Annotated in this window: 23 protein-coding genes; 11 read left to right on the top strand and 12 right to left on the bottom strand. The window is 65.0% G+C overall.

Annotated elements, in window-relative coordinates; genetic code table 11:
* Positions 1 to 58: 58 nt before the first annotated feature.
* Genes ACOZKU_RS12900 through ACOZKU_RS12890 form a run of 3 tightly spaced genes read left to right on the top strand, consistent with a single transcriptional unit; the run spans position 59 to position 3,338 of the window.
* Positions 59 to 1,846 carry an ABC transporter ATP-binding protein gene (locus ACOZKU_RS12900; RefSeq protein WP_421579224.1) on the top strand — a complete coding sequence of 596 codons (1,788 nt, stop codon included), beginning with the start codon at positions 59 to 61 and terminating at the stop codon, positions 1,844 to 1,846.
* Between the two features lie 12 nt (positions 1,847 to 1,858).
* On the top strand, positions 1,859 to 2,677 hold the full coding sequence (gene dapB / locus ACOZKU_RS12895) for a 4-hydroxy-tetrahydrodipicolinate reductase (RefSeq protein ID WP_421579223.1): 819 nt from the start codon (positions 1,859 to 1,861) through the stop codon (positions 2,675 to 2,677).
* 25 nt (positions 2,678 to 2,702) lie between these two features.
* Positions 2,703 to 3,338, top strand: a complete 636-nt coding sequence (locus ACOZKU_RS12890) for a 2,3-bisphosphoglycerate-dependent phosphoglycerate mutase (protein WP_117367316.1) — start codon at positions 2,703 to 2,705, stop codon at positions 3,336 to 3,338.
* 55 nt (positions 3,339 to 3,393) lie between these two features.
* On the opposite strand, the gene ACOZKU_RS12885 is transcribed toward ACOZKU_RS12890, so the two are convergent.
* Both ACOZKU_RS12885 and ACOZKU_RS12880 read right to left on the bottom strand, forming a co-directional pair.
* Entirely contained in the window at positions 3,394 to 4,266 is an 873-nt protein-coding gene (locus ACOZKU_RS12885) for a methylated-DNA--[protein]-cysteine S-methyltransferase (RefSeq protein WP_421579222.1), read from the bottom strand.
* A gap of 69 nt (positions 4,267 to 4,335) precedes the next feature.
* A complete protein-coding gene (locus tag ACOZKU_RS12880; protein WP_421579221.1) occupies positions 4,336 to 4,836 on the bottom strand; it encodes a DUF2244 domain-containing protein in 501 nt (166 codons plus the stop codon).
* A 76-nt stretch (positions 4,837 to 4,912) separates the two neighbouring features.
* On the opposite strand from ACOZKU_RS12880, the gene nth reads away from it, so the two are divergent.
* Positions 4,913 to 5,668, top strand: coding sequence for an endonuclease III (gene nth, locus ACOZKU_RS12875; protein WP_421579220.1), 756 nt, complete (start codon positions 4,913 to 4,915; stop codon positions 5,666 to 5,668).
* On the opposite strand, the gene ACOZKU_RS12870 is transcribed toward nth, so the two are convergent.
* Positions 5,658 to 6,230 carry a TetR/AcrR family transcriptional regulator gene (locus ACOZKU_RS12870; RefSeq protein ID WP_421579219.1) on the bottom strand — a complete coding sequence of 191 codons (573 nt, stop codon included), beginning with the start codon at positions 6,228 to 6,230 and terminating at the stop codon, positions 5,658 to 5,660. The genes nth and ACOZKU_RS12870 overlap by 11 nt on opposite strands.
* Positions 6,231 to 6,314: 84 nt before the next feature.
* Between ACOZKU_RS12870 and ACOZKU_RS12865 the strand changes: the two genes are divergently transcribed.
* On the top strand, positions 6,315 to 6,740 hold the full coding sequence (locus ACOZKU_RS12865; RefSeq protein WP_421579218.1) for a VOC family protein: 426 nt from the start codon (positions 6,315 to 6,317) through the stop codon (positions 6,738 to 6,740).
* On the opposite strand, the gene ACOZKU_RS12860 is transcribed toward ACOZKU_RS12865, so the two are convergent.
* A complete protein-coding gene (locus ACOZKU_RS12860; RefSeq protein WP_421579217.1) occupies positions 6,723 to 7,448 on the bottom strand; it encodes a sulfate transporter family protein in 726 nt (241 codons plus the stop codon). The genes ACOZKU_RS12865 and ACOZKU_RS12860 overlap by 18 nt on opposite strands.
* A 155-nt stretch (positions 7,449 to 7,603) precedes the next feature.
* On the opposite strand from ACOZKU_RS12860, the gene ACOZKU_RS12855 reads away from it, so the two are divergent.
* The gene (locus ACOZKU_RS12855) at positions 7,604 to 9,637 is read left to right on the top strand and encodes a HAMP domain-containing methyl-accepting chemotaxis protein (RefSeq protein WP_421579216.1); all 2,034 of its coding nucleotides are present in this window, start codon (positions 7,604 to 7,606) and stop codon (positions 9,635 to 9,637) included.
* Between the two features lie 16 nt (positions 9,638 to 9,653).
* Here ACOZKU_RS12855 and ACOZKU_RS12850 read toward each other — a convergent pair whose 3' ends face one another.
* Positions 9,654 to 10,709, bottom strand: coding sequence for a lysine-2,3-aminomutase-like protein (locus ACOZKU_RS12850; RefSeq protein WP_421579215.1), 1,056 nt, complete (start codon positions 10,707 to 10,709; stop codon positions 9,654 to 9,656).
* Positions 10,706 to 11,770 (bottom strand): EF-P lysine aminoacylase EpmA, encoded by a 1,065-nt coding sequence (gene epmA / locus ACOZKU_RS12845; protein WP_421579214.1) that lies wholly within the window; start codon positions 11,768 to 11,770, stop codon positions 10,706 to 10,708. The genes ACOZKU_RS12850 and epmA overlap by 4 nt, the downstream gene beginning before the upstream one ends.
* A 150-nt stretch (positions 11,771 to 11,920) precedes the next feature.
* On the opposite strand from epmA, the gene efp reads away from it, so the two are divergent.
* Positions 11,921 to 12,490, top strand: coding sequence for an elongation factor P (efp, locus tag ACOZKU_RS12840; protein ID WP_313530963.1), 570 nt, complete (start codon positions 11,921 to 11,923; stop codon positions 12,488 to 12,490).
* 175 nt (positions 12,491 to 12,665) lie between these two features.
* Entirely contained in the window at positions 12,666 to 13,658 is a 993-nt protein-coding gene (locus ACOZKU_RS12835) for an adenosine kinase (RefSeq protein ID WP_421579213.1), read from the top strand.
* Here ACOZKU_RS12835 and ACOZKU_RS12830 read toward each other — a convergent pair.
* A complete protein-coding gene (locus tag ACOZKU_RS12830; protein ID WP_314090990.1) occupies positions 13,651 to 14,190 on the bottom strand; it encodes an SH3 domain-containing protein in 540 nt (179 codons plus the stop codon). The two genes, ACOZKU_RS12835 and ACOZKU_RS12830, sit on opposite strands and share 8 nt — an antisense overlap.
* A gap of 181 nt (positions 14,191 to 14,371) precedes the next feature.
* On the opposite strand from ACOZKU_RS12830, the gene ACOZKU_RS12825 reads away from it, so the two are divergent.
* Entirely contained in the window at positions 14,372 to 15,376 is a 1,005-nt protein-coding gene (locus ACOZKU_RS12825) for a D-glycerate dehydrogenase (protein ID WP_314090993.1), read from the top strand.
* An 89-nt stretch (positions 15,377 to 15,465) separates the two neighbouring features.
* Here ACOZKU_RS12825 and ACOZKU_RS12820 read toward each other — a convergent pair whose 3' ends face one another.
* From ACOZKU_RS12820 to recF, 3 genes are read right to left on the bottom strand one after another with little or no spacing between them, the layout of a single operon-like run.
* Entirely contained in the window at positions 15,466 to 15,939 is a 474-nt protein-coding gene (locus ACOZKU_RS12820; RefSeq protein ID WP_421579212.1) for a GNAT family N-acetyltransferase, read from the bottom strand.
* Positions 15,936 to 16,700: a molybdopterin-synthase adenylyltransferase MoeB gene (moeB, locus tag ACOZKU_RS12815; RefSeq protein ID WP_421579211.1), complete on the bottom strand. Its 765-nt coding sequence runs from the start codon at positions 16,698 to 16,700 to the stop codon at positions 15,936 to 15,938. The genes ACOZKU_RS12820 and moeB overlap by 4 nt, the downstream gene beginning before the upstream one ends.
* Positions 16,697 to 17,821, bottom strand: a complete 1,125-nt coding sequence (gene recF, locus ACOZKU_RS12810) for a DNA replication/repair protein RecF (protein ID WP_421579210.1) — start codon at positions 17,819 to 17,821, stop codon at positions 16,697 to 16,699. Before recF ends, moeB begins: the two co-directional genes overlap by 4 nt.
* A gap of 218 nt (positions 17,822 to 18,039) precedes the next feature.
* Here recF and ACOZKU_RS12805 point away from each other — a divergent pair, with 218 nt between their 5' ends.
* Positions 18,040 to 18,717: an HAD-IA family hydrolase gene (locus tag ACOZKU_RS12805; RefSeq protein ID WP_421579209.1), complete on the top strand. Its 678-nt coding sequence runs from the start codon at positions 18,040 to 18,042 to the stop codon at positions 18,715 to 18,717.
* Between the two features lie 3 nt (positions 18,718 to 18,720).
* Here the strand turns inward: ACOZKU_RS12805 and ACOZKU_RS12800 are convergent, their stop codons facing one another.
* A complete protein-coding gene (locus ACOZKU_RS12800) occupies positions 18,721 to 19,344 on the bottom strand; it encodes a TetR/AcrR family transcriptional regulator (RefSeq protein WP_421579208.1) in 624 nt (207 codons plus the stop codon).
* 98 nt (positions 19,345 to 19,442) lie between these two features.
* Here ACOZKU_RS12800 and ACOZKU_RS12795 point away from each other — a divergent pair, with 98 nt between their 5' ends.
* Complete coding sequence (locus ACOZKU_RS12795; protein ID WP_314091009.1) at positions 19,443 to 19,679, top strand: hypothetical protein; 237 nt, start codon at positions 19,443 to 19,445, stop codon at positions 19,677 to 19,679.
* 50 nt (positions 19,680 to 19,729) lie between these two features.
* Here the strand turns inward: ACOZKU_RS12795 and dnaJ are convergent, their stop codons facing one another.
* On the bottom strand, positions 19,730 to 20,854 hold the full coding sequence (gene dnaJ, locus ACOZKU_RS12790; protein WP_421579207.1) for a molecular chaperone DnaJ: 1,125 nt from the start codon (positions 20,852 to 20,854) through the stop codon (positions 19,730 to 19,732).
* Between the last annotated feature and the right edge of the window lie 207 nt (positions 20,855 to 21,061).

The raw sequence follows: 21,061 nt of genomic DNA, 5'->3' as shown, positions 1-21,061 counted from the left end.
GCGGCCAAAGCGCCACTTTTAGCCGGCGCCCGTGAGATCGTGCAGGAAAGTCAGTCTATTGGCCGATAAGAGTCGTCCCGAGCGCCCCCACGTCAGCTCCGACACCGTCACCACCGTGCTGAAGCGCGTCATCGCCGAGAACGGCCGTGACCACATCAAGGGCTACGGCCTTGCCGTGCTCAGCCTCGCCATCGTGGCCGCGACCACGGCGTTCACGGCATGGATCATGGAATCCGTCGTCAACGAGGCCTTCGCCAACAAGCGCGCCGACCTTGTCATCCTGATCTGCGGCTCGATCTTCGTCGCCTTCGTGCTGCGCGGCTTCGCCACCTATTTTCAGGCCGTCATCCTCTCGAAGATCGGCAACAACATCGTTGCGCGCTACCAGCGTCGCCTCTATTCGCATCTGATGGCGCTCAGCGTCGGCTTCTTCTCGGAATCGCGCTCGGCCTATCTCGCGGCCCAGATCAGCCAGAACGTTACCGGCATCCGTGACGTGCTCAACATGACTGTGACATCGGTCGCGCGCGATTTCCTGACGCTCGTCGCGCTCATCGCGGTGATGCTGTCGAAGGACTGGATCCTGACGCTGATCGTGTTCTTGGTCGCGCCGCCGCTGCTGATCGGCCTGCGCTACGTTTCCAAGCGCCTGCGCAGCGCCACACGCGAATCCGTCGAACTGAACAGCCACGTGCTCGGCGCCATGCAGGAGACGATACAGGGCATCACCATCGTCAAGGCTTTCACGATGGAAGCCCAGCTGAAGGACAAGGTCGAGGGCATCATCGCGCGGGCGGAAAACCGCTCGAACCGTATCGCCCGCCTGTCGGAGCGCACCGCGCCGATGACGGAAGCCTTTGCCGGTTTCGCCATTTCGGGCGTACTCGGCTATGCCGCCTATCGCTCGATCTATGGCGGCATTCTGCCGGGTGCCTTCTTCTCCTTCGTCACCGCGCTTCTGATGGCCTATGAGCCGGCCAAGCGTCTCGCCCGCCTGCAGGTCTCGCTGGAGCGCGCGGTCGTCAACGCCCGCATGATCTACGAGATCCTCGACCTCAAGCCGCGCCAGGCCGATCGGCCGGATGCCAAGCCGCTGGCCGTGACCGATGCCACCATCACCTTCAAGGACGTGCGTTTCGGCTATTCGGAAACCGAGACGATCCTCAAGGGCCTGAACTTCACCGCCGAGGGCGGTAAGACGACTGCCCTCGTCGGTCCCTCGGGTGCCGGCAAATCCACGGTCATCAGCCTCATTCCGCGCTTCTACGATCCGGCGGAGGGGCAAATCCTGATCGACGGGCAGGACATCGCCCATGTGACCAAGCAGTCGCTGCGCAACGCCATCGCCTATGTCTCGCAGCAGCCCTACCTCTTCGAAGGCACGATCCGCGACAACATCCGCTATGGCCGCCCGGACGCGACAGATGCCGAGATCGAGGAAGCCGCGCGCCATGCCTATGCGCATGACTTCATCCTCGCCCAGCCGCTCGGCTACGACACGCCGGTCGGCGAAAATGGCGTGACGCTATCCGGCGGCCAGCGCCAGCGGCTGTCGATCGCCCGCGCGCTGGTGCGCAACGCGCCGATCCTGCTGCTCGACGAGGCGACCTCCGCGCTCGACACCGAATCCGAACAGGCCGTGCAGAAGGCGCTGGACGAGGCGATGAGCGGGCGCACCGTCGTCGTCATCGCACATCGTCTCTCGACCGTCGTGCGCGCCGACAAGATCATCGTGATGCAGGACGGTGCAGTCGTCGAGGAAGGCTCGCACACGGCGCTTGCGAGCCGCGAAAACGGCCTTTACGCTCGCCTCAACAGCCTGCAGGCTCCGGCCGGCAACAAGTAACAGGGACAAGACATGAGCGGCACCGCAATGAAGCTGGTCGTCGTCGGCGCCGCCGGCCGTATGGGCCAGACGCTGATCCGCACCATCCACGCCATCGAGGGCGCAGAGGTGTTCGCCGCCGTCGAGCGCGAGGGATCGCCCTTCATCGGCCGCGACGCGGGCGAACTCGCCGGCCTCGGCCCGATCGGGGTTGCCATCACCGACAAACCGCTCGAAGCCTTCGTCGCCGCCGAAGGCGTGCTCGATTTCACCGCGCCCGCTGCGACCGTCGACTTCGCCGGGCTGGCCGCGCAGGCCCGCATCGTGCATGTCATTGGCACCACCGGCTGCTCGGCCGCAGACGACGAGAAGATCAAGGCGGCCGCCCGCCATGCCCGTATCGTCAAATCGGGCAATATGAGCCTCGGCGTGAACCTGCTCGGCGTGCTCACCGAGACCGCCGCCCGCGCGCTTGGCCCCGCCGACTGGGATATCGAGGTGCTGGAAATGCACCACAGGCACAAGGTCGATGCGCCCTCCGGCACGGCGCTGTTGCTCGGCCAGGCCGCCGCCAAGGGGCGCGGCATATCGCTGGCCGACAATTCCGTGCGCGTGCGCGACGGCCATACCGGCGCGCGGCCCACCGGCACGATCGGCTTTGCGACGCTGCGCGGCGGCTCGGTCATCGGCGAACATTCCGTCGTCATCGCCGGCGAAGGCGAGCTGGTGACGCTGTCGCACAGCGCGACCGACCGCTCGATCTTCGCCCGCGGCGCCGTGCAGGCAGCACTCTGGGCGCGCGACAAGAAACCCGGCCTCTATTCCATGCTCGACGTGCTCGGGCTCAACTGATCTTTTTCAATCGGGAGAACACTTCATGAGCGGAACCCTCGTCCTCGTTCGCCACGGCCAGAGCGAATGGAACCTGAAAAACCTCTTCACCGGCTGGCGCGATCCCGACCTGACCGAACTCGGCGTCGAGGAAGCCAAGACCGGCGGCAAGGCGATCGCCGAGACGGGCATCAAGTTCGACATCGCCTTCACTTCGGACCTTTCCCGCGCCCAGAAGACGCTGAAGATCATCCTCGACGAGATCGGCCAGCAGGGTCTGGAAACGATTCGTGACCAGGCGCTCAACGAGCGCGACTACGGCGATCTCTCCGGCCTCAACAAGGACGACGCCCGTGCCAAGTGGGGCGAGGAGCAGGTGCATATCTGGCGCCGGTCCTACGACATCCCGCCGCCGGGCGGCGAGAGTCTGCGCGACACCGGTGCCCGCGTCTGGCCCTATTACCTCACGGAAATCCTGCCCCGCGTGCTGCGCGGCGAAAAGGTCCTCGTCGCCGCGCACGGCAATTCGCTGCGCTCGCTGGTTATGGTGCTCGACAAGCTGACCAAGGACGAGATCCTGAAGCTCAACCTCGCGACCGGCGTTCCCATGGTCTATACGCTGAACGCTGATTCGACCGTCAAGACCAAGGACGTCCTCGGCGACATGTCGGGCGCGCACTGAGCGATCCCAAGACCTCCCAATGAAAAGGCCGGCATCTCTGCCGGCCTTTTTCGTTTCAGGCCTTGCCCGATTCCCAGCCGAGCATCGCCCGCTTGCGCGTCAGGCCCCAATGGTAGCCAGTGAGCGCGCCGCTCTTGCCGAGCGCACGGTGACACGGCACGACGAAAGAAATGGGGTTGCGGCCGACGGCAGCGCCGACGGCGCGCGAGGCGGTGGGCTGGCCGAGCGTTTCGGCAATCGACGAATAGGTGACGGCGCAGCCCATGGGGATGCGCAGCAGCGCCTCCCAGACGCGGACCTGGAAATCCGAGCCGATCAGCACGATGCGCAGCGGCGCCTTCGGGTCCCAGCGGGTCGGATCAAAGATGCGCGTGGCATAGGCGGCGGTCGCCTCGCTGTCCTCCACATAATGAGCATTGGGCCAGCGAGAGGACATGTCCTCGAAGGCATCCTGCCCACCGGGCTCGTCGGCGAAGGCAAGCCCGGCAAGACCACGGTCGGTGATCATGACAAGCGCACGGCCGAAGGGCGACGGATGAAACCCGTAGCGGATCGTCAGGCCGGCACCGCGCGCCTTCCATTCGCCCGGCGACATGGCTTCATGCGTGACGAACAGATCGTGCAGGCGGCTCGGTCCGGACAGGCCGACCTCGAAACTGGTTTCCAGCAGCGGCAGCTCTTCCTGGCGCAGCAGGCGCTTGGCGTGATCGAGCGTCACGGCCTGCAGAAAGGCTTTCGGCGAGAGGCCAGCCCAGCGGGTGAAGGTTTTTTGCAGCTGCGTCGGCGACTGGCCGAGGCGACCGGCAATGTGCTCCAGACCAGGCTGGTCGCGATAGTCGTCCGTGATCATTTCGATGACCTGGCGGACGGTCGTGTAATCGTCGCCCTCGGGCGTGATGTCGGTTTGCAAAGTCGCGGCAATGTTCATCGCTTTTCTCCTGTGCCGCCAGAAAAGCATGGCGCGCGCGGGCTCGCCACCCGATTCCTGCCAAGTCAGTCAGTAGCCGCGCTTGACCCGCGCCAGCGCTCCGGAAAAGGCCGAGGCGAAACGCTCGCGATCGTCGAGCGGCAGGAAGGTGCCGACGTCGGTCTCGCGGCCGTTGCCGCGCACATGCATGGCGGTGATGCCAATCTTGGCCTTGCGCGACACCTGGAAACGCGCCCAGAACGGGTTGAAGACATGCTCCGTTTCGCGGCCGGACGGACTGATCTTGCGGATGGAAATGTTGGTGCGCGACAGCGAGACCACCTCGCGCGCCCTGGCGGCGCGGTTGTTCAGCCAGAAGGCGCCGAAGAGGATCAGGAAATCCGCCCCGAAGAACAGCACGACAGGCCAAGCGCCCGAGATCAGGAACACCGCCATATGAGCAAAGCTGAGCGCGCCGGCGATGAGGAAGAAGATGCGGTGGCCGTTGCGTCCGAGCGACCGGTAGGGGTGCAGCTCGGCCGAGAAGACCGGTTGGTCGTTCATCGTGATGTCAGCGTTGCCTTGCGTCATGGGCGAGGATTATAAGCATGTCGCGCAAAAGTGTGTAGCGGTTTTGCGGCCACGATATGCGCCCTGCGGAAGCACCATGGAAAACGGAAAGATCAAAAAGACGACGCCCCCGCGCCGCAAGGCGCCCGCCCGGCCGAAAAGCCTCTATTCGCAGGACGAGCTGAAGGAGATCTTTCGCCGCTTCTCCATCCAGCGGCCGGAGCCGAAAGGCGAGCTCGAACATGTGAACCCGTTCACGCTCGTCGTCGCCGTCGCGCTTTCCGCGCAGGCGACCGATGCCGGCGTCAACAAGGCGACCCGCGCGCTCTTTGCCGTTGCCGATACGCCGGAAAAGATGCTCGCGCTCGGCGAGGAGAAGGTGCGCGACTACATCAAGACGATCGGCCTCTATCGCAACAAGGCGAAGAACGTCATCGCGCTCAGCCAAATGCTGGTCGACCGCTTTAGCAGCGAGGTGCCGCGCACCCGCGAGGAGCTCATCATGCTGCCGGGCGTCGGCCGCAAGACGGCGAATGTCGTGCTCTCCATGGCCTTCGGCCAGGCGACGATGGCGGTGGACACGCATATCTTCCGCATCGCCAACCGGCTGCGCCTAGCCCCCGGCAAGACGCCCGACGAGGTGGAGGAGAAGCTGATGCGCCTCATCCCCGACGAATATCTCTACCACGCCCATCACTGGCTGATCCTGCACGGGCGCTACTGCTGCAAGGCCCGCCGGCCCGAATGCGAGCACTGTGTCATCGCCGATCTCTGTCGCGCGCCGGAAAAGACCTGCGACGTGCCGGCGCCCCTGGTAGAACTGCCGCCGCAGCTGTTCGGCCCTACGCCCTGAGGCCGCCGATGAGGTCGGCAATCGCCGCCTCATAGGCCTTGCGGTCCGCTCCCCTCTCGATGGCGATGGCGGCCCGATCGAAGGCGGCGGAGAGCAGGTCCGTCAGCGCCTGGAGTTTTCCGGCATCCACCTCCGGCCCGAGCAGGTCGGATAGGCCCCTTTCGAGGGTATTCTCAGCATTGTCGCGCTCGATGGCGCCCATGGCCTCGAAGCCGATAACGGCGGGGGCCTCCAGCAACAGAAGCCGCGTGCGGCCGGGTTCGGCCATCGCGTCGAAATAGGCGCTAGCACCGGAAAGCAGCGCCTCGCGCGGCGTGCCGGAAGCGGCCGAGATCGTCTCGATCCGCGCGGCCACGGCCTCCGCCTCGCGCTCCAGCGTGGCGCGAAACAGCGCCCGCTTGTCCTCGAAATGATGATAGAGCGCGCCGCGCGTCACGCCCGCCTCGGCCACGATGTCGGGCGTCGCCGTTTCCGCGTAGCCCTTTTCCACGAACAGCCGCCGCGCCGCCGCGATCAGAGCCAGCCGCGTCGCTTCCGTACGTTCCTTGTTGCTGCGTGCCATCTCGCCCCTTTACATACAAACTGAATGTATGTTAATTCATAAAAACATACGGACTGTATGTTTATTTTCACGAAAGGGAAAGCGATGAAAACGACCAGCTACTATCCGGTCATTATGACCGACGATGTCGCCGGCACCGCAGAATTCTACACGGCGCATTTCCGTTTCGAGGCGCTCTTCACCAGCGACTGGTATATCCATCTCCAATCGAAGGAGGATGAGAAGGTGACGCTTGCGGTGCTCGACGGCAGCCATGAGACCATCCCGGCCGTGGGGCGCGGCAAGGTCTCGGGGCTTCTGTTGAATTTCGAAGTCGAGGATGTTGATGCCGTCTATAACGCCGTGCGCGCCGCCGGGCTGCCGATCCTGCGCGAGATCAGGGACGAGGATTTCGGCCAGCGCCATTTCATCACGGCCGATCCGAACGGCGTGATGATCGACGTGATCAAGCCGATCCCGCCGAGCGCCGACTTCGCGGCCATGTATGACGCGTCAGTTCTGCCGCGGTGAGAAACCGGAGTCCTTGCGGCTCAAGGCCTTGTGGAGATGCACCATGAGGCCGGCCGCAAAGAGCGGCGTCAGCAGGTTGACGATGGGAATCGCCAGGAAGGCCGCGATCAACAGGCCGGCGAGCAGCACCGTCGACCCATGCTTGGCGCGAAACAGTCGCGCCTCCTGCGGCGGGCGATAGCGCATGGCGGCGAATTCGAAGAATTCCCGGCCGAGCAGGTAGCCGTTGACCACGAAGAAAGCAACGAGATTGACGCCCGGAATGAACAGCAGGAACAGCGCGACGAGGTTGCCGAGGATGACGATACCGAGGAATTTTATCGAACCGGCGATGGCTTGCCCCATCGGCAGCGCGACGCCCGGCTTTTCTACGGGATAATCGCGTTTCTCGATGACCTCGGCGACATCGTCGAGGAAGAAGCCGGCGATGATGGCCGTGACGGGCGCCAGAAGCAGCGCCAGTCCGAGCGCAAGCCCGATGCTGGCCAGGATGCCGAAGGCGAAGGTGAGCCAGCCCGCCCAGTCCGGCAGGTCGGGCATGAAGGCGCCCGAAAGCCACGGCCAGGCAAAGGCGATGAAGGTCTCGCGCAGCCCGAACCAGACGACGACGAGGGCGAGCAGCGTGAGGCCCAGAACCTTCCAGAAGACGCCGCGCGTCTCGGGGGCAAAGAGATTGGCCAGCGAAAGCCGGGCAGCGTCGAGGATCATCGCAAACTCCTGTTCGCCACCGCATGTAGGGTGTGGAAAAGCGCCCGGCAAGGCAGGTGCTTGGAATGCTCCATTAAGCCGGCGTTAAACGACGATCCCTAGACTTTCGCGCACTCGCAAGCGGCCGTGCCGCCACCAGAATTCAGGGAACCGTCATGCGCAATGTCCGGATCAGCAGGCTGCTACCCGCCCTCTTCCTCCTGATGGTGGTGCTGGGCGGCCTGCAGGGTGCCGTCGCCTTCCGTTCGCTTTCGGCGATGACCGGCCATATCGAGCGCATCGGCACGGACCGCATGCCGCAGATGAGCAGCATCCTGCAACTGAGCCACGCCTTTTCCGAGCTGAACGCCACCTATTCCGAACATCTGCTCTCGATGGATCCGGACGAGATCGGCCGCATCGAGGCGCGCATCAAGGAACGCGCCGATGCATTCGCCGGCATGGTCGACAGCTATGGCGCGGCCAATACCGGCGACGCGGCGACGACGACCGAGGTGGAGGACATCAAGGCGACGCTTAAGACCTATCTCGGTGAATCCGCCAAGCTCATCCAGTTCTCCGCCATAGCCGCCAAGGGGCCAGCGCTGGAGGTTTACAAGGGCCCGATGCAGGCGAGCGCCGATGCGATCACCGCCTCGCTGAACGACCTCGTCGCCCGCACCCAGAAGGTGACGGACGAAACGATCCTGTCGGCCCGCGCCGAGGAAGGCTCGGCCTTCGCGCTGACCTGGGCGTCGCTTGCCGCCGCCATGGGCATCGCGCTTGCCGCCATTTTCCTCGTCAACCGCCGCGTCGTGACGCCGCTCACCGGCCTGGGTGCCGCAATGAAGCGGCTGGCCGAAGGCGACACGACCGTTTCCATCCCGCATGCCGACCGCACCGACGAGATCGGCGAAATGGCCGGCACCGTCGCCGTCTTCCGAGACAATGCGGCCGACCGCCAGCGCCTGGAGCGCCAAAGCGAGGACGACCGCCGCCGCGCCGATGGCGAGCGCCAGGCCCGCGACGCCGAGCGTACCCGCGACAGCGGTCGGGTGCAGGAGGCCGTCGCCAGCCTTGCCGACGCGCTCGGAAAGCTCGCCTCCGGCGACATGACCTGCCAGATCGAAAAACCCTTCGACGGCGATCTCGACCGGCTGCGCGAGGACTTCAACGCCTCGGTCTCGCGCCTCGGCGATGCGTTGCGGGAAGTCGGCGAGAATGCGCGGGCCATTGATGCCGGTGCAAGCCAAATCCGCGCCGCCGCCGACGACCTGTCGCGCCGCACCGAGCAGCAGGCCGCCTCCGTCGAGGAAACCGCCGCCGCGCTTGAAGAGATCACCACCACCGTCAAGGATTCCACCCGGCGGGCGGAAGAGGCCGGCGCGCTGGTCGGGCGCACCCGCACGGGAGCGGAAAAATCCGGCGAGATCGTGCGCCGCGCCGTCGCTGCCATGCAAGAGATCGAAAAGTCCTCCAGCGAGATCACCAGCATCATCGGCGTGATCGACGAGATCGCCTTCCAGACCAACCTGCTGGCGCTGAATGCCGGCGTCGAGGCGGCACGTGCCGGTGAAGCCGGTAAGGGTTTTGCCGTCGTCGCGCAGGAAGTGCGCGAACTCGCCCAGCGTTCCGCCAAGGCCGCCAAGGAGATCAAGGGGCTGATCACCACCTCCGGCGAGCAGGTGCGCACCGGCGTGTCGCTGGTCGGCGATACCGGCCGGGCGCTTCAGACCATCGTCACGGAGGTGCAGGAGATCAACAGCCATGTCGCGGCGATCGTCGAGGCCGCGCGCGAACAGTCGACCGGCCTTCAGGAGATCAACACCGCCGTCAACGCCATGGATCAGGGCACGCAGAAGAACGCCGCCATGGTCGAGGAGACGACGGCGGCAAGCCATGGCCTCGCTTCGGAAGTGCAGGCGCTGAACGCCCTGATCGGCCGTTTCAATGTCGGCGGCGGCGCGGCTGCCGGCCGCTCCATGCAGGCGCCGCACCTCCATGTCGTGCCCTCCACCCCCGCCCCGCCTGTTGTTTCCGCGCCGGAGCCGGCCGTCGCCCGCAAATCGCCCGGTCAATGGAACGTCAAGACGGCCAGCGCCAGATCCCGCCCGGTCAGCTCGCCGGCCCTCGCCCTCAGCGAAAAGCTCGCCGGCGCACTGGGCGTGCGACAGGACAAGGGCAATGACGGGGACTGGGAGGAGTTTTGAGAAAGGCTTTTAAGGCCTAATTCTCTTCCGGCGGATAAAAATGCGTCTCGCCGCGAAAATCGCGCAGGCGGAAACAGCCGTCGCCCGCCTCTTCCACCGCCATGGAATCCGCGCGCACCTTTCCATGGCCGCCGGGGATGTCGAGGATATAGGCGGGCTGACACAGGCCGGAGACGCGACCGCGCAGGCGCTCCACCAGCGCCCGGCCTTCGGCGAGCGACAGGCGAAAATGGGACGTGCCGGGCGCGAGGTCCGGGTGATGCAGGTAATAGGGCTTTATCCGGTTCTCGACGAAGCTGCGCATCAGCGCGGTCAGCACATCCGCGTCGTCGTTGACACCCTTCAGGAGCACCGTCTGGCTGATCATCATCATGCCGGCATCGACGATACGGGCGACGGCGGCGCGGGCGTCTTCCGTGAATTCACGCGGATGGTTGGCGTGCAGTGCCACATAGGTGGTCTTGCCGGAGGCTTTCAGCGCGTCGATCAGCGCGGCATCGATGCGGGCGGGATCGACGACTGGCACGCGGGTGTGGAAGCGCACGATCTTCACGTGATCGATCGCGGCAAGCCGCTCCATCATGTCGCGGAGGCGGCGCGGTGACAGCACGAGCGGATCGCCGCCCGTCAGGATCACCTCCCAGACTTCCGGGCGGCCGGCGATATAGGCGATGGCCGCGTCGAGTTCTGCCGGCGTCAGCGTGCCGAGGCCTTCCGGCCCGACCATCTCGCGGCGGAAGCAGAAGCGGCAATAGACGGGGCAGACATGCACCGCCTTCAGCAACACACGATCGGGATAACGGTGCACGATGCCCTCGACGGGGCTGTGCGCGAGGTCGCCGATCGGGTCGGCGCGCTCTTCCGGCAGCGTCACCAGCTCGGCGGCATCGGGCACGAACTGGCGGGCGATAGGATCATCGGGATCGTCTGCATCGATGAGCGCGACGAGCGGCGGCGTGACGGCAACCGCATAACGCTCGGCGACGGCGGCGGCTTGTGCGCGCCTGTCCTCCCGCACGAGGCCGGCCGCGACGAGATCGTCCACGGTGGAGAGGCTGCGCGCCGCCGTCACGGCGCGGTCTCTGCGACGGGCGCCCAGATCACCTGATCGATGCGCGACGCGCCCATCGCCAGCATGACCAGCCGGTCGAAGCCAAGCGCGATGCCGCTTGCCTCGGGCATCACCGCAAGGGCCGTCAGAAAATCCTCGTCGAGCGGATAGGTCTCGCCATAGACGCGGGCTTTTTCCGCCATTTCCAGCTCGAAGCGGCGGCGCTGCTCGGCTACGTCCGTCAGTTCGCCAAAGGCGTTCGCCAGTTCCACGCCGCAGGCGTAGAGCTCGAAGCGCTCCGCGACGCGACGATCGTGCGGCGCGGGGCGGGCCAGCGCGGCCTCGGCTGTCGGGTATTCACAGAGAATGGTGGCACGGCCGAAGCCAAGCTCCGGCTCGACCTTCTCCACCAGCACGCGGCTGAACAGATCGGCCCAGGTGTCGTCTTCGGCAACCCGCAGGCCCGAGGCGCGCATGGCCGTGGCAAGCGCCTCGCGGTCCGTCGCGCCATCGGGAGCGATCGTCGCCAGAAGATCGATGGCGGCGTGACGCTGGAAGGCCGCCGCGACCGTCAATCGTTCGGGCGCTAGCTTTGGATCGCAGGTGGCGCCGCGGTAGGTCAGCATGGAAACGCCGACGATTTCAGCAGCGAGCACCAGCATGGCGCCGCAATCCTCCATCAGCACGTCATAGGTCTCGCCGGCGCGATACCATTCCAGCATGGTGAATTCCGGATGGTGCAATGGGCCGCGCTCGCGGTTGCGATAGACATGGGCAAAACAGGCGATGCGCCGTTCGCCGGCCGCAAGCAGCTTCTTGCAGGCGAATTCCGGCGAGGTGTGCAAGTAGAGCGGCGTTTCAGTACCGGAATGACCGATAGCGGCTGTCTGGAAGGCGTGCAGATGCGCCTCGTTGCCGGGGGAAACCTGCAGCGTCGCCGTATCGACCTCGACGAAATCACGCGCGGCGAACCAGCCGCGCAGCGCCGCCTGAATGCGGTTGCGGGCCATCAGGAACGGCCGGCGATCGGCATGGACGTCAGGCGTCCACCAGGGCGAGGGTCTTTGGCTTGTTACGCTCATATGACAGGTTTCTTGGGCCTTGCCGGCGGGAAGACTGGTCTTTTGCCGTGATATAGGGTAGTTGCGGCCCCGAATACAGATTTTCAGCGTCCGGGAAGCGTCCTTAAGCGGTCCTCTACGACGCGAACCAGTCACTTACAAGGAAGACTTATGGTAAAGATCATCGCCTCTTCCGTCCGCAAGGGCAATGTCCTCGAGGTCGAAGGCAAGCTCTATGTCGTGCTGACGGCGCAGAACTTCCACCCGGGCAAGGGCACGCCTGTCACGCAGGTCGACATGCGCCGCATCTCCGACGGCGTGAAGGTCTCCGAACGCTACCGCACGACCGAGCAGGTCGAGCGCGCCTTCGTGGAAGACCGCGAGCACAACTTCCTCTACGAGGACGGTGAAGGCTACCACTTCATGAACCCGGAGAGCTACGACCAGCTCACCATGTCCCACGAAGACATCGGCGACCTCAAGGCCTATCTCCAGGAAGGCATGACGGTCATCCTGTCGGTACACGAAGGCGTCGCCATCGCCATCGACCTGCCGCGTCACGTCACGCTCGAAATCGCCGAGACGGAACCGGTCGTGAAGGGCCAGACGGCCTCGTCGTCCTACAAGCCGGCGATCCTGTCGAACGGTGTTCGCACGCTGGTGCCGCCGCACATTTCGGCCGGCACGCGCGTCGTCATCGCCACCGAAGACGGTTCCTACGTGGAACGCGCCAAGGATTGATCCGCTTTCGCGGATATCAAGCCGCCCGCCGGAAACGGCGCGGCGGCTTTTTTTCTTCCAACTGCCGGAAAATCCGTTAAGACCGAATACCGGCTCTTACTTTTTTGACGCATGCCGTTGCCGCAAAACCGCTGAACACTTTTGCGCGGCAGGCTTATCGAGACGGATACCCCGCATGACCAAATTCGACGTGCTGACGGTCGGCAATGCCATCGTCGACATCATCGCGCGCTGCGACGAAACCTTCATCACGGACAACGGCATCATCAAGGGGGCGATGAACCTCATCGATGCTGAACGCGCGGAACTGCTCTATTCGCGCATGGGCCCCGCGCTCGAAGCCTCCGGCGGCAGCGCCGGCAACACCGCCTCGGGCGTTGCGAGCTTCGGCGGCAAGGCCGCCTATTTCGGCAAGGTCGCGGGCGACCAGCTCGGCGACATCTTCATCCACGACATCCGCGCCCAGGGCGTGCATTTCGAGACGAAGCCGCTCGCCGGCCCGCCGCCGACCGCCCGCTCGATGATTTTCGTCACCCCGGACGGCGAACGCTCGATGAACACCTATCTTGGCGCCTGCGTCGAGCTTGGCCCCGAGGATGTCGAAGAGCAGGTCGTCGCCGAGGCCAAGGTCACCTATTTCGAAGGCTATCTATGGGATCCGCCGCGCGCCAAGGATGCGATCCGCGCATGCGCCCGCATCGCGCACGCGCACGGCCGCGAAATGTCGATGACGCTGTCGGACAGTTTCTGCGTGCACCGCTACCGCGGTGAGTTTCTTGACCTGATGCGCTCCGGTACCGTCGACATCGTCTTCGCCAACAAGGCGGAAGCGCTGGCGCTCTACGAGACGGAAGACTTTGAAGAAGCCCTGACGAAGATTTCACAGGATTGCCGCCTTGCGGCGGTGACGATGAGCGAGGAAGGCTCGGTCATCCTGTCGAAGGGCGAACGCAGCAAGGTGGAGGCGATCAGCATCCCCTCGGTCGTCGACACGACGGGTGCCGGCGATCTCTATGCCGCCGGCTTCCTTTACGGCTATACCGCTGGCCGCACGCTTGCCGATTGCGGCCGCCTCGGCAGCCTTGCCGCCGGCCTCGTCATCCAGCAGGTCGGCCCCCGGCCGCTGCAATCGCTGGCGGCGGAGGCCAAGAAATCAGGCCTTATTTGAAGGCTTCGCCGGGATAGGCACCCCAGATCTCGTTCTGCGAGACCCAGCCGGCCGTGCCGTCCACTTCGGCACGGCACCAGTCGCCGTTGCACTCGCCGACCTTGACGACGACGCCGGGCTGGATCTTGGCCACCAGCGTCGCGTTCGACATGCCCTCGCGGCGCATGTTGACGAAGACCCCCTCGCCCTTGCCGCGCATCCACGGCGCGGTGACGGCCGTGCGCTCGCCCGACAGCAGCGCTTGGTTCACCCAGCCTTCCGTGCCATCGGCATCGCGGATGCGGCGCCAGTTATCGTATTCCTGGATGATTTCAACCGGCACGCCGGATTTCAGATAACGCCAGGACACGGCATAATCGACGCTCGGGCCGACACGCAGGTTGACGCTCTTGGCCTTGAGGCTGACGAAGCGCGGCAGCGGCAGGCCGCTTGGGCCCTTGGCCGCCTGGGCATGGGCCGACTGAAGGCCGGCGACGGAAAGGATGATGCCCGCAAGGGCGACGAGGCTGAGACGCACGACAAGGTTACGCATGGACGATCCGCACAGATTTTGAGGGGGCATCGGGCTGCCATGCCGGTCAGCGGTAGCAAATCGCGGGGACCGCACGACGGGCGGATTGTCTTCGCGACCGGGTCTGGTAGAAAATGCCCCTGATGAAGCAATCCTTGCCCAACTTGGTTAAGGACCCGTCAACAGGACGCCGGAACATCCCATGACGCAGAAGAAAAAACCGAAGGTCTATATCACTCGCCGCCTGCCCGAGGTGGTGGAGACCCGGATGCGCGAACTGTTCGACGCAGAACTCAACATCGACGACACGCCGCGCAGCCAGCCGGAACTCGTCGCCGCAGTGAAGAGCGCCGACGTTCTGGTGCCGACGCTCGGCGACCGGATTGATGCCGCGCTGATCGAACAGGCCGGTCCGCAGTTGAAGCTGATCGCGTGTTTTTCCAACGGCGTCGACAATGTCGATGTGGAGGCGGCTGCCAAGCGCGGCATTACCGTCACCAACACGCCGAACGTCCTGACCGAAGACACCGCCGACATGACGATGGCGCTGATCCTCGCCGCGCCCCGGCGTCTCGCAGAAGGCGCGCATATCCTGACCGACCGCAAGGGCGACTGGGCCGGCTGGTCGCCGACCTGGATGCTCGGCCGCCGCATCTGGGGCAAGCGGCTGGGCATCATCGGCATGGGCCGCATCGGCACGGCGGTCGCCAAGCGCGCCAAGGCCTTCGGCCTCTCCATCCACTACCACAACCGCCACCGCGTACGCCCGGACACGGAAGACGCGCTGGAAGCGACCTATTGGGACAGCCTCGACCAGATGCTGGCACGCGTCGATATCGTCTCGGTCAACTGCCCCTCGACGCCCGCCACCTTCCACCTGCTTTCCGCCCGCAGGCTCGAGCTGATGCAGCCGACGAGCTATATCGTCAACACGGCGCGCGGCGGCATCATCGACGAGACGGCGCTGATCAAGTGCCTGCGCGAGGGCAAGATCGCCGGCGCCGGCCTCGACGTCTTCGAAAACGAACCCTCGGTCAGCCCGAAGCTCCTGAAGCTCGCCGCCGAGGGCAAGGTCGTTCTGTTGCCGCATATGAGCTCGGCCACGATCGAGGGCCGCGTCGACATGGGCGAGAAGGTCGTCATCAACATCAGGACCTTCTTCGACGGCCACCGCCCGCCGGACCGTGTGCTGCCGAGCCGGATCTAAAGCATTTCCAGTCGAAGCGATTTTGCTTCGACGTCGGATAATGCGATAAAAACAAAGAGTTAGAGCACTTCCGGTGAACCGGAAATGCTCTAACTGAGGCGCTTGCGCATTTCGATCGCGGTGATGCGGTCGAAACCGGGATGGGCGTATTCGCCCGTCCTCACAAATCCCCAACGCGCGAAGGCGGCGTGATTTCCCGTCAGTTCCACGCGCGTTTCAAGGCGCAGCTCCGGCAAGCCCAGCTCGCGCGCCAGTTGCTCGGCCATTTCAAGCAACAGCCGCCCGGCGCCCCGGCCCTGGAAACCCGGCGCGACCGCGAGCTTGCCGATATAGAGCGATCCGGCCTCCGGCCGGCAGAAGATACAGCCGAGCAGCGTCTGCCCCTCCATGGCCGCGTAGGCGATTTCGGCTTGAGCCTTCGTCGCGAGCGAGATCGGGGTCAGCCGGTGCGCGGAAGACGGCGGGTCGATGACGCCATCCATATAGGCGAAGGCACCGAGGATAAGCGCCAGGAGGTCCTCCCACCGGGAAAAATCCGGTCCGAGGCGGACAATTGCCGTCACGGATTGCCCCTCCGGCGGGTATATTTCAGCGTCTCGAAACGGGCGGCCAGCCCGTCATAGAGCAGCAGCCGGCCGACCAGCGGCTCACCGGCGCCGGTGACGAGCTTGATGACCTCCATCGCCATCAGCGTGCCGACGACGCCGGTCAGCGCGCCGACGATGCCGGCCTCCGCGCAGGCCGGCACGACGCCCGGCGGCGGGGCACTCGGGAAGAGATCGCGGTAACCCGGATGGAGCCGGCCATCCGCATTGGTCTCATAGGGCTTCAGCACGGTCAGCGAACCATCGAAGCGGCCGACGGCGCCGGTCACAAGCGGGATATGCGCGGCCTCCGCCGCATCGGCGGCGGCATAGCGTGTGTCGAAATTGTCGGAGCCATCGACGAGAAGATCATAGCCGGCTAACAAGCGAGCCGCATTCTCCGTCGTGAGCCGCTCGGCGATACCGGAAAACCGAACATGCGGATTGAGGCGGGCGACAGCAGCCTCGGCACTCTCGATCTTCGGCGCGCCCAGGCCCGCCGTGTCGTGGATCACCTGGCGCTGGAGGTTGGAGAGCGAGACGGTGTCGTCGTCGGCGACGCCGATATGGCCGATGCCGGCAGCGGCGAGATACTGGATGACCGGCGCTCCGAGACCGCCCGCGCCGACGATCAGGACATTCGCCGCCTTCAGTTTTTGCTGGCCGGAACCGCCGATCTCGGCGAGCACGATATGGCGGCGGTAGCGGTCGATTTCTTCGGGGCTCAGCGGATCGGTCATGCCAGAATGCCTCCGTTCGAAACGGTGAGGAATTGCGCCCGGTCGCCGAGCGCATCGAACATCGACCGGTCGGTGCCGGTCATGAAGGACTGGCCGCCGAGGGCATCGACCCGGTCGAACAGCGCGGCGCGCCGGCCTTCGTCGAGATGGGCGGCGATCTCGTCAAGCAGCAGCACCGGCGCATGGCCGGTCATGCCGGCGACAAGCCCGGCATGGGCAAGGATCAGGCCGATCAAGAGCGCCTTCTGCTCGCCTGTCGAGCAGCGTTCGGCCTCCATGTCCTTCTCGCGGTGGCGGATCAGCAGGTCTGCGCGGTGCGGCCCGTCCAGCGTGCGGCCGGCGCTCGCGTCGCGGTAGCGCCCGCTTTGCAGCATGCCGAGATAGATTTCTTCGATCTCGTAGGCCGGGCGCTGCCATTCTTCATCGAGGAAGCCGGAGAGGCGCAGCGTGGCGGAGGGGAACGGCCCGTCGTCGCGGGCGGCCTCCACCAGGCCTGAGAGCAGGCTGACGAGTTCGTGGCGGGCATGCGCCATGGCGATGCCGAGTTCGGCCATCTGCTTTTCCAGTGCCGTCAGCCAGGCGGGGTCGGGCCGGTGATCGGACAGAAGCCGGTTGCGGCCGCGCATCGCCTTTTCGAAATCCGCCGCGCGGCGGCCATGTTCGGGGTCGAGCGACAGCACCAGCCGGTCGAGAAAACGGCGGCGATCGGCCGAAGGGCCGGTGAAGAGGCCGTCCATGGACGGTGTCAGCCAGACGACGCGCAAATGATCGAGCAGTTCATCGACGGTTTTTACCGCCGTGCCGTTGAGGCGCAGTTTCCGCGCCGTGCCCTCGTCGCCACCTTCCGTGCCCGTGCCGATATCGACCTCGCCCATCATGCCGTCGAGCGTGGCGAAAACGGAGAAACCGCCATCGCTTCCCGCGCGCGGCACATCCGCATAGGCAGCACGACGCAGGCCCCGGCCGGGAGAGAGGAAGGAGACGGCCTCCATGAGGTTCGTCTTGCCTGCCCCGTTCTGCCCCGTCAGCACGACATGCCGGCCGTCGAGCGACAGCGACAGGCCCGCATAATTGCGGAAATCCGTAAGCTTGAGGCGGGAGAGGGAAACCTTGTGCGGCATGGTTCGAGAGCTAGAGTATTTTTTCGCGAAGGGGAATCGTTTGTCGGCGCATTCTGCCGGGAGAAACAGAAAGATGGGGTCGCGGGTGCGCCGCAGCAACATCGCGGGCGCTGCGCGGGACACGAAGGCGTGAAGCCGGTTGCCTGCCCGGGCGGGAGCGGGTAATTCAAAACTCCCGCCGCGCTTTGCGCCCCCCTCCCCGGCCCGCAGGTTTCATCTTGTCCCTTTCAGCCCGTCCCGTTTTCGACCGCAGCTTTTCCGCCTTCCTGTTCGACATGGACGGCACGATCATCAATTCCATTGCGGCGACGGAACGCGTCTGGAGCAGATGGGCGCTGAAGCACGGGCTCGATGTCGCAACCTTCCTGCCGACCATGCACGGCAAGCGCGGCATCGACACGATCACCAACCTCAGCCTGCCGGGCGTCGATCCGCTTGCCGAGGCCAAGGAGGTCGAGCAGGGCGAGATGGACGATGTCGACGGCGTGGTGCCCATTGCCGGCGCAATCGCATTCCTGTCGGCTATCCCGGCCGGCCGCTGGGGCATCGTCACCTCGGCACCCGTCAAGCTTGCCCACCGCCGCCTTGCCGCCGCCGGCATTCCGCTGCCGTCCGTCATTATCACGGCCGAAGACGTCACCCGGGGCAAGCCGGCGCCAGACGGCTATATCCTCGGCGCCAAGCGCCTCGGCTTCGACCCGACCGATTGCCTGGTTTTCGAAGACGTGCCCGCCGGCATTCTGGCGGGCGAAGGGGCCGGTGCGGATGTGGCCGTGATAACGGCGACGCATCACCATTCCATCGAAACCAGCCATCCGCTTTTGAAGTGCTATGAGGGCGTGACATCCGAAGTGGATGCCGACGGCAAACTGCGCCTTCTGCGCACAGCCGGCTAAACGCTATGCGGCCGGCCGCGTGACGATGCCGACCAATACCGTATCGATCACGGCGTCGATCTCCGCGTCGGTCACGTCGAGCCGTTCCGTCAGCAATCGGCCCCAGGCGAAGCTGGAGATGAGTTCCGTGGTCAGCGTGGGGTTCACGTCCGCACGCACCTCGCCGCGCGCCTGCGCCTTCTCGATGATCTTGCCGCTCTGGCTGCGGCGATCGACCATATAGGCCGAAAGGGCGGCCAGCGCATCGCGATCGCCTTGCGCCTTGGCCACCACGCAGCGAAAGACTTCGCCGCCCGTGCCCTCCCGCCAGGTCGCCAGGATGCCCGTCAAATAGGCGCGCAGGTCCTCACGGATGTTGCCCGTGTCGGGGAAAATGAAGCTCGTGCGCTTGCGGCAATGGTAGACATCGAGCAGCAGCGCGGCCTGCGACGGCCACCAGCGATAGATCGTCGGTTTACCGGCCCGCGCACGCTTGGCCACCGCCTCGATCGAGAAACCGTTCAGGCCGTTTTCCAGGAGCACCGCTTCGGCCGCCGCGAGGATCGCAGCCTCACTCTCGGGATTGCGGGTGGCGCCAATCGAGCGGCGGGCCGGCTTGGTTTCGGTAACTTCGGCAGTTTCGGACACAGGGATTTTCCTTTTTTACTTTTCTAGCAGGAAACGTACTTGAACGGAACGTTTCGTTTCTATATAAACGAAACGTTCCGTTTTATAAAGGTTCTCCCATGACCGTTGCCTCCGCTCCCAGAAAGCTCTCCCGCGTCCATCTCGCACTCGCCACGCTCGTGCCCGTCTATCCGCTGATCACCACGATCCTCTACATCGTGCTGCCGCTCACCGAAGGCTGGACGATCTGGCAGCGCACGGCCGTCATCACCCCCATCATGGTCTTCGCCATGGTCTTCGTCGTCTCGCCCTTCGTGCAGAAGCGTTTTTCGAGCTTCTTTCTGCGTTCGGCATGAAAAAAGCCGGGGTGTTTCCACCCCGGCTCTGTCTTAGTCTCTCAAAGAGATCAGCCTTCAAAAAATTCCTTCATCCGCGCGAAGAAACCCGCGGATTCCGGGTTGTTGTCCTTCGAGGAAATCTCCTCGAACTCCTTGAGCAGTTCGCGCTGGCGCTTGGTCAGCTTCTGCGGCGTCTCGATCTGGATCTGGATATAGAGATCGCCGACCTGGTTGGAGCGCAGCACCGGCATGCCCTTGCCCTTGAGGCGGAACTGTTTGCCGGCCTGCGTGCCCTCCGGCACCGAGACACGCGACTTGGTGCCGTCGAGCGTCGCGACGTCGAAGGTGCCGCCAAGCGCCGCCGTCGTCATCGAGATCGGCACGGCGCAATAGAGATCTGCCCCATCGCGCTGGTAGAATTCATGCGGCTTGACCGACAGGAAGATATAGAGATCGCCCGCCGGACCGCCGCGCACGCCGGCCTCGCCCTCGCCCGACAGGCGGATGCGCGTGCCGTCCTCGATGCCGGCCGGAATGTTCACCGACAGCGAGCGCTCTTCCGTGACGCGGCCATTGCCGTGGCACTTGGTGCAGGGATCGGTGATCGTCTGGCCGCGGCCGTGACAGGTCGGGCAGGTGCGTTCGATGGAGAAGAAGCCCTGTGCGGCGCGCACGCGGCCGGAGCCCTGGCAGGTCGCGCAGGTCTTCGGGCTGGTGCCGGGCTTGGCGCCGGTGCCGGTGCAGACGTCGCAGATGATCGACGTCGGCACGCGGATCTGCGCGGTCTTGCCGGCATAGGCCTCTTCCAGCGAGATTTCCATGTTGTAGCGCAGGTCGCCGCCGCGCTCGCGGCCACTGGCCGAGCGCCGCTGGCGCCCGCCGCCCATCATTTCGCCGAAAATGTCCTCGAAGATGTCGGAGAAACCGCCGCCCTGGAAGCCGCCGCCACCGCCGCCCATGCCGCCCTGCTCGAAGGCGGCGTGGCCGTAGCGGTCATAGGCCGCGCGCTTCTGCGGGTCCTTCAGCGTCTCGTAGGCTTCGTTGACTTCCTTGAACTTCTGCTCGGCAGAGGCATCGCCCGGATTCTTGTCCGGATGATACTTCATCGCCATCTTGCGGAAGGCGCTCTTCAGCTCCTTCTCGTCGGCGGTCTTGGAGACACCCAGCGTCTCGTAAAAATCAGCTTTTGCCATTCGGGTTCACATCCGTTTCGCGGGAACGGTCTTCTTGTTATGGATGAGCAAACTTGCCTTCAGCCTGCGCGCCAGAAAAGCGCGCATGAAAAAAGGCGGGAGCGTGCGAAAGACAGGGCCAGGACGTCGTCACCGCTGAAAACGGGCGTGATCATCTCGGCCTTGTTCCCTTCGCGCTGACTTCCGCCTTTTCGCTGTCCAAGTGCA

Origin of the sequence: Shinella sp. M31, from assembly GCF_049199205.1 — a bacterium.
Lineage (GTDB): Bacteria > Pseudomonadota > Alphaproteobacteria > Rhizobiales > Rhizobiaceae > Shinella.
Note: the sequence above shows the minus strand (reverse complement) of the source record. Positions and strands in the feature narration are given on the sequence as shown.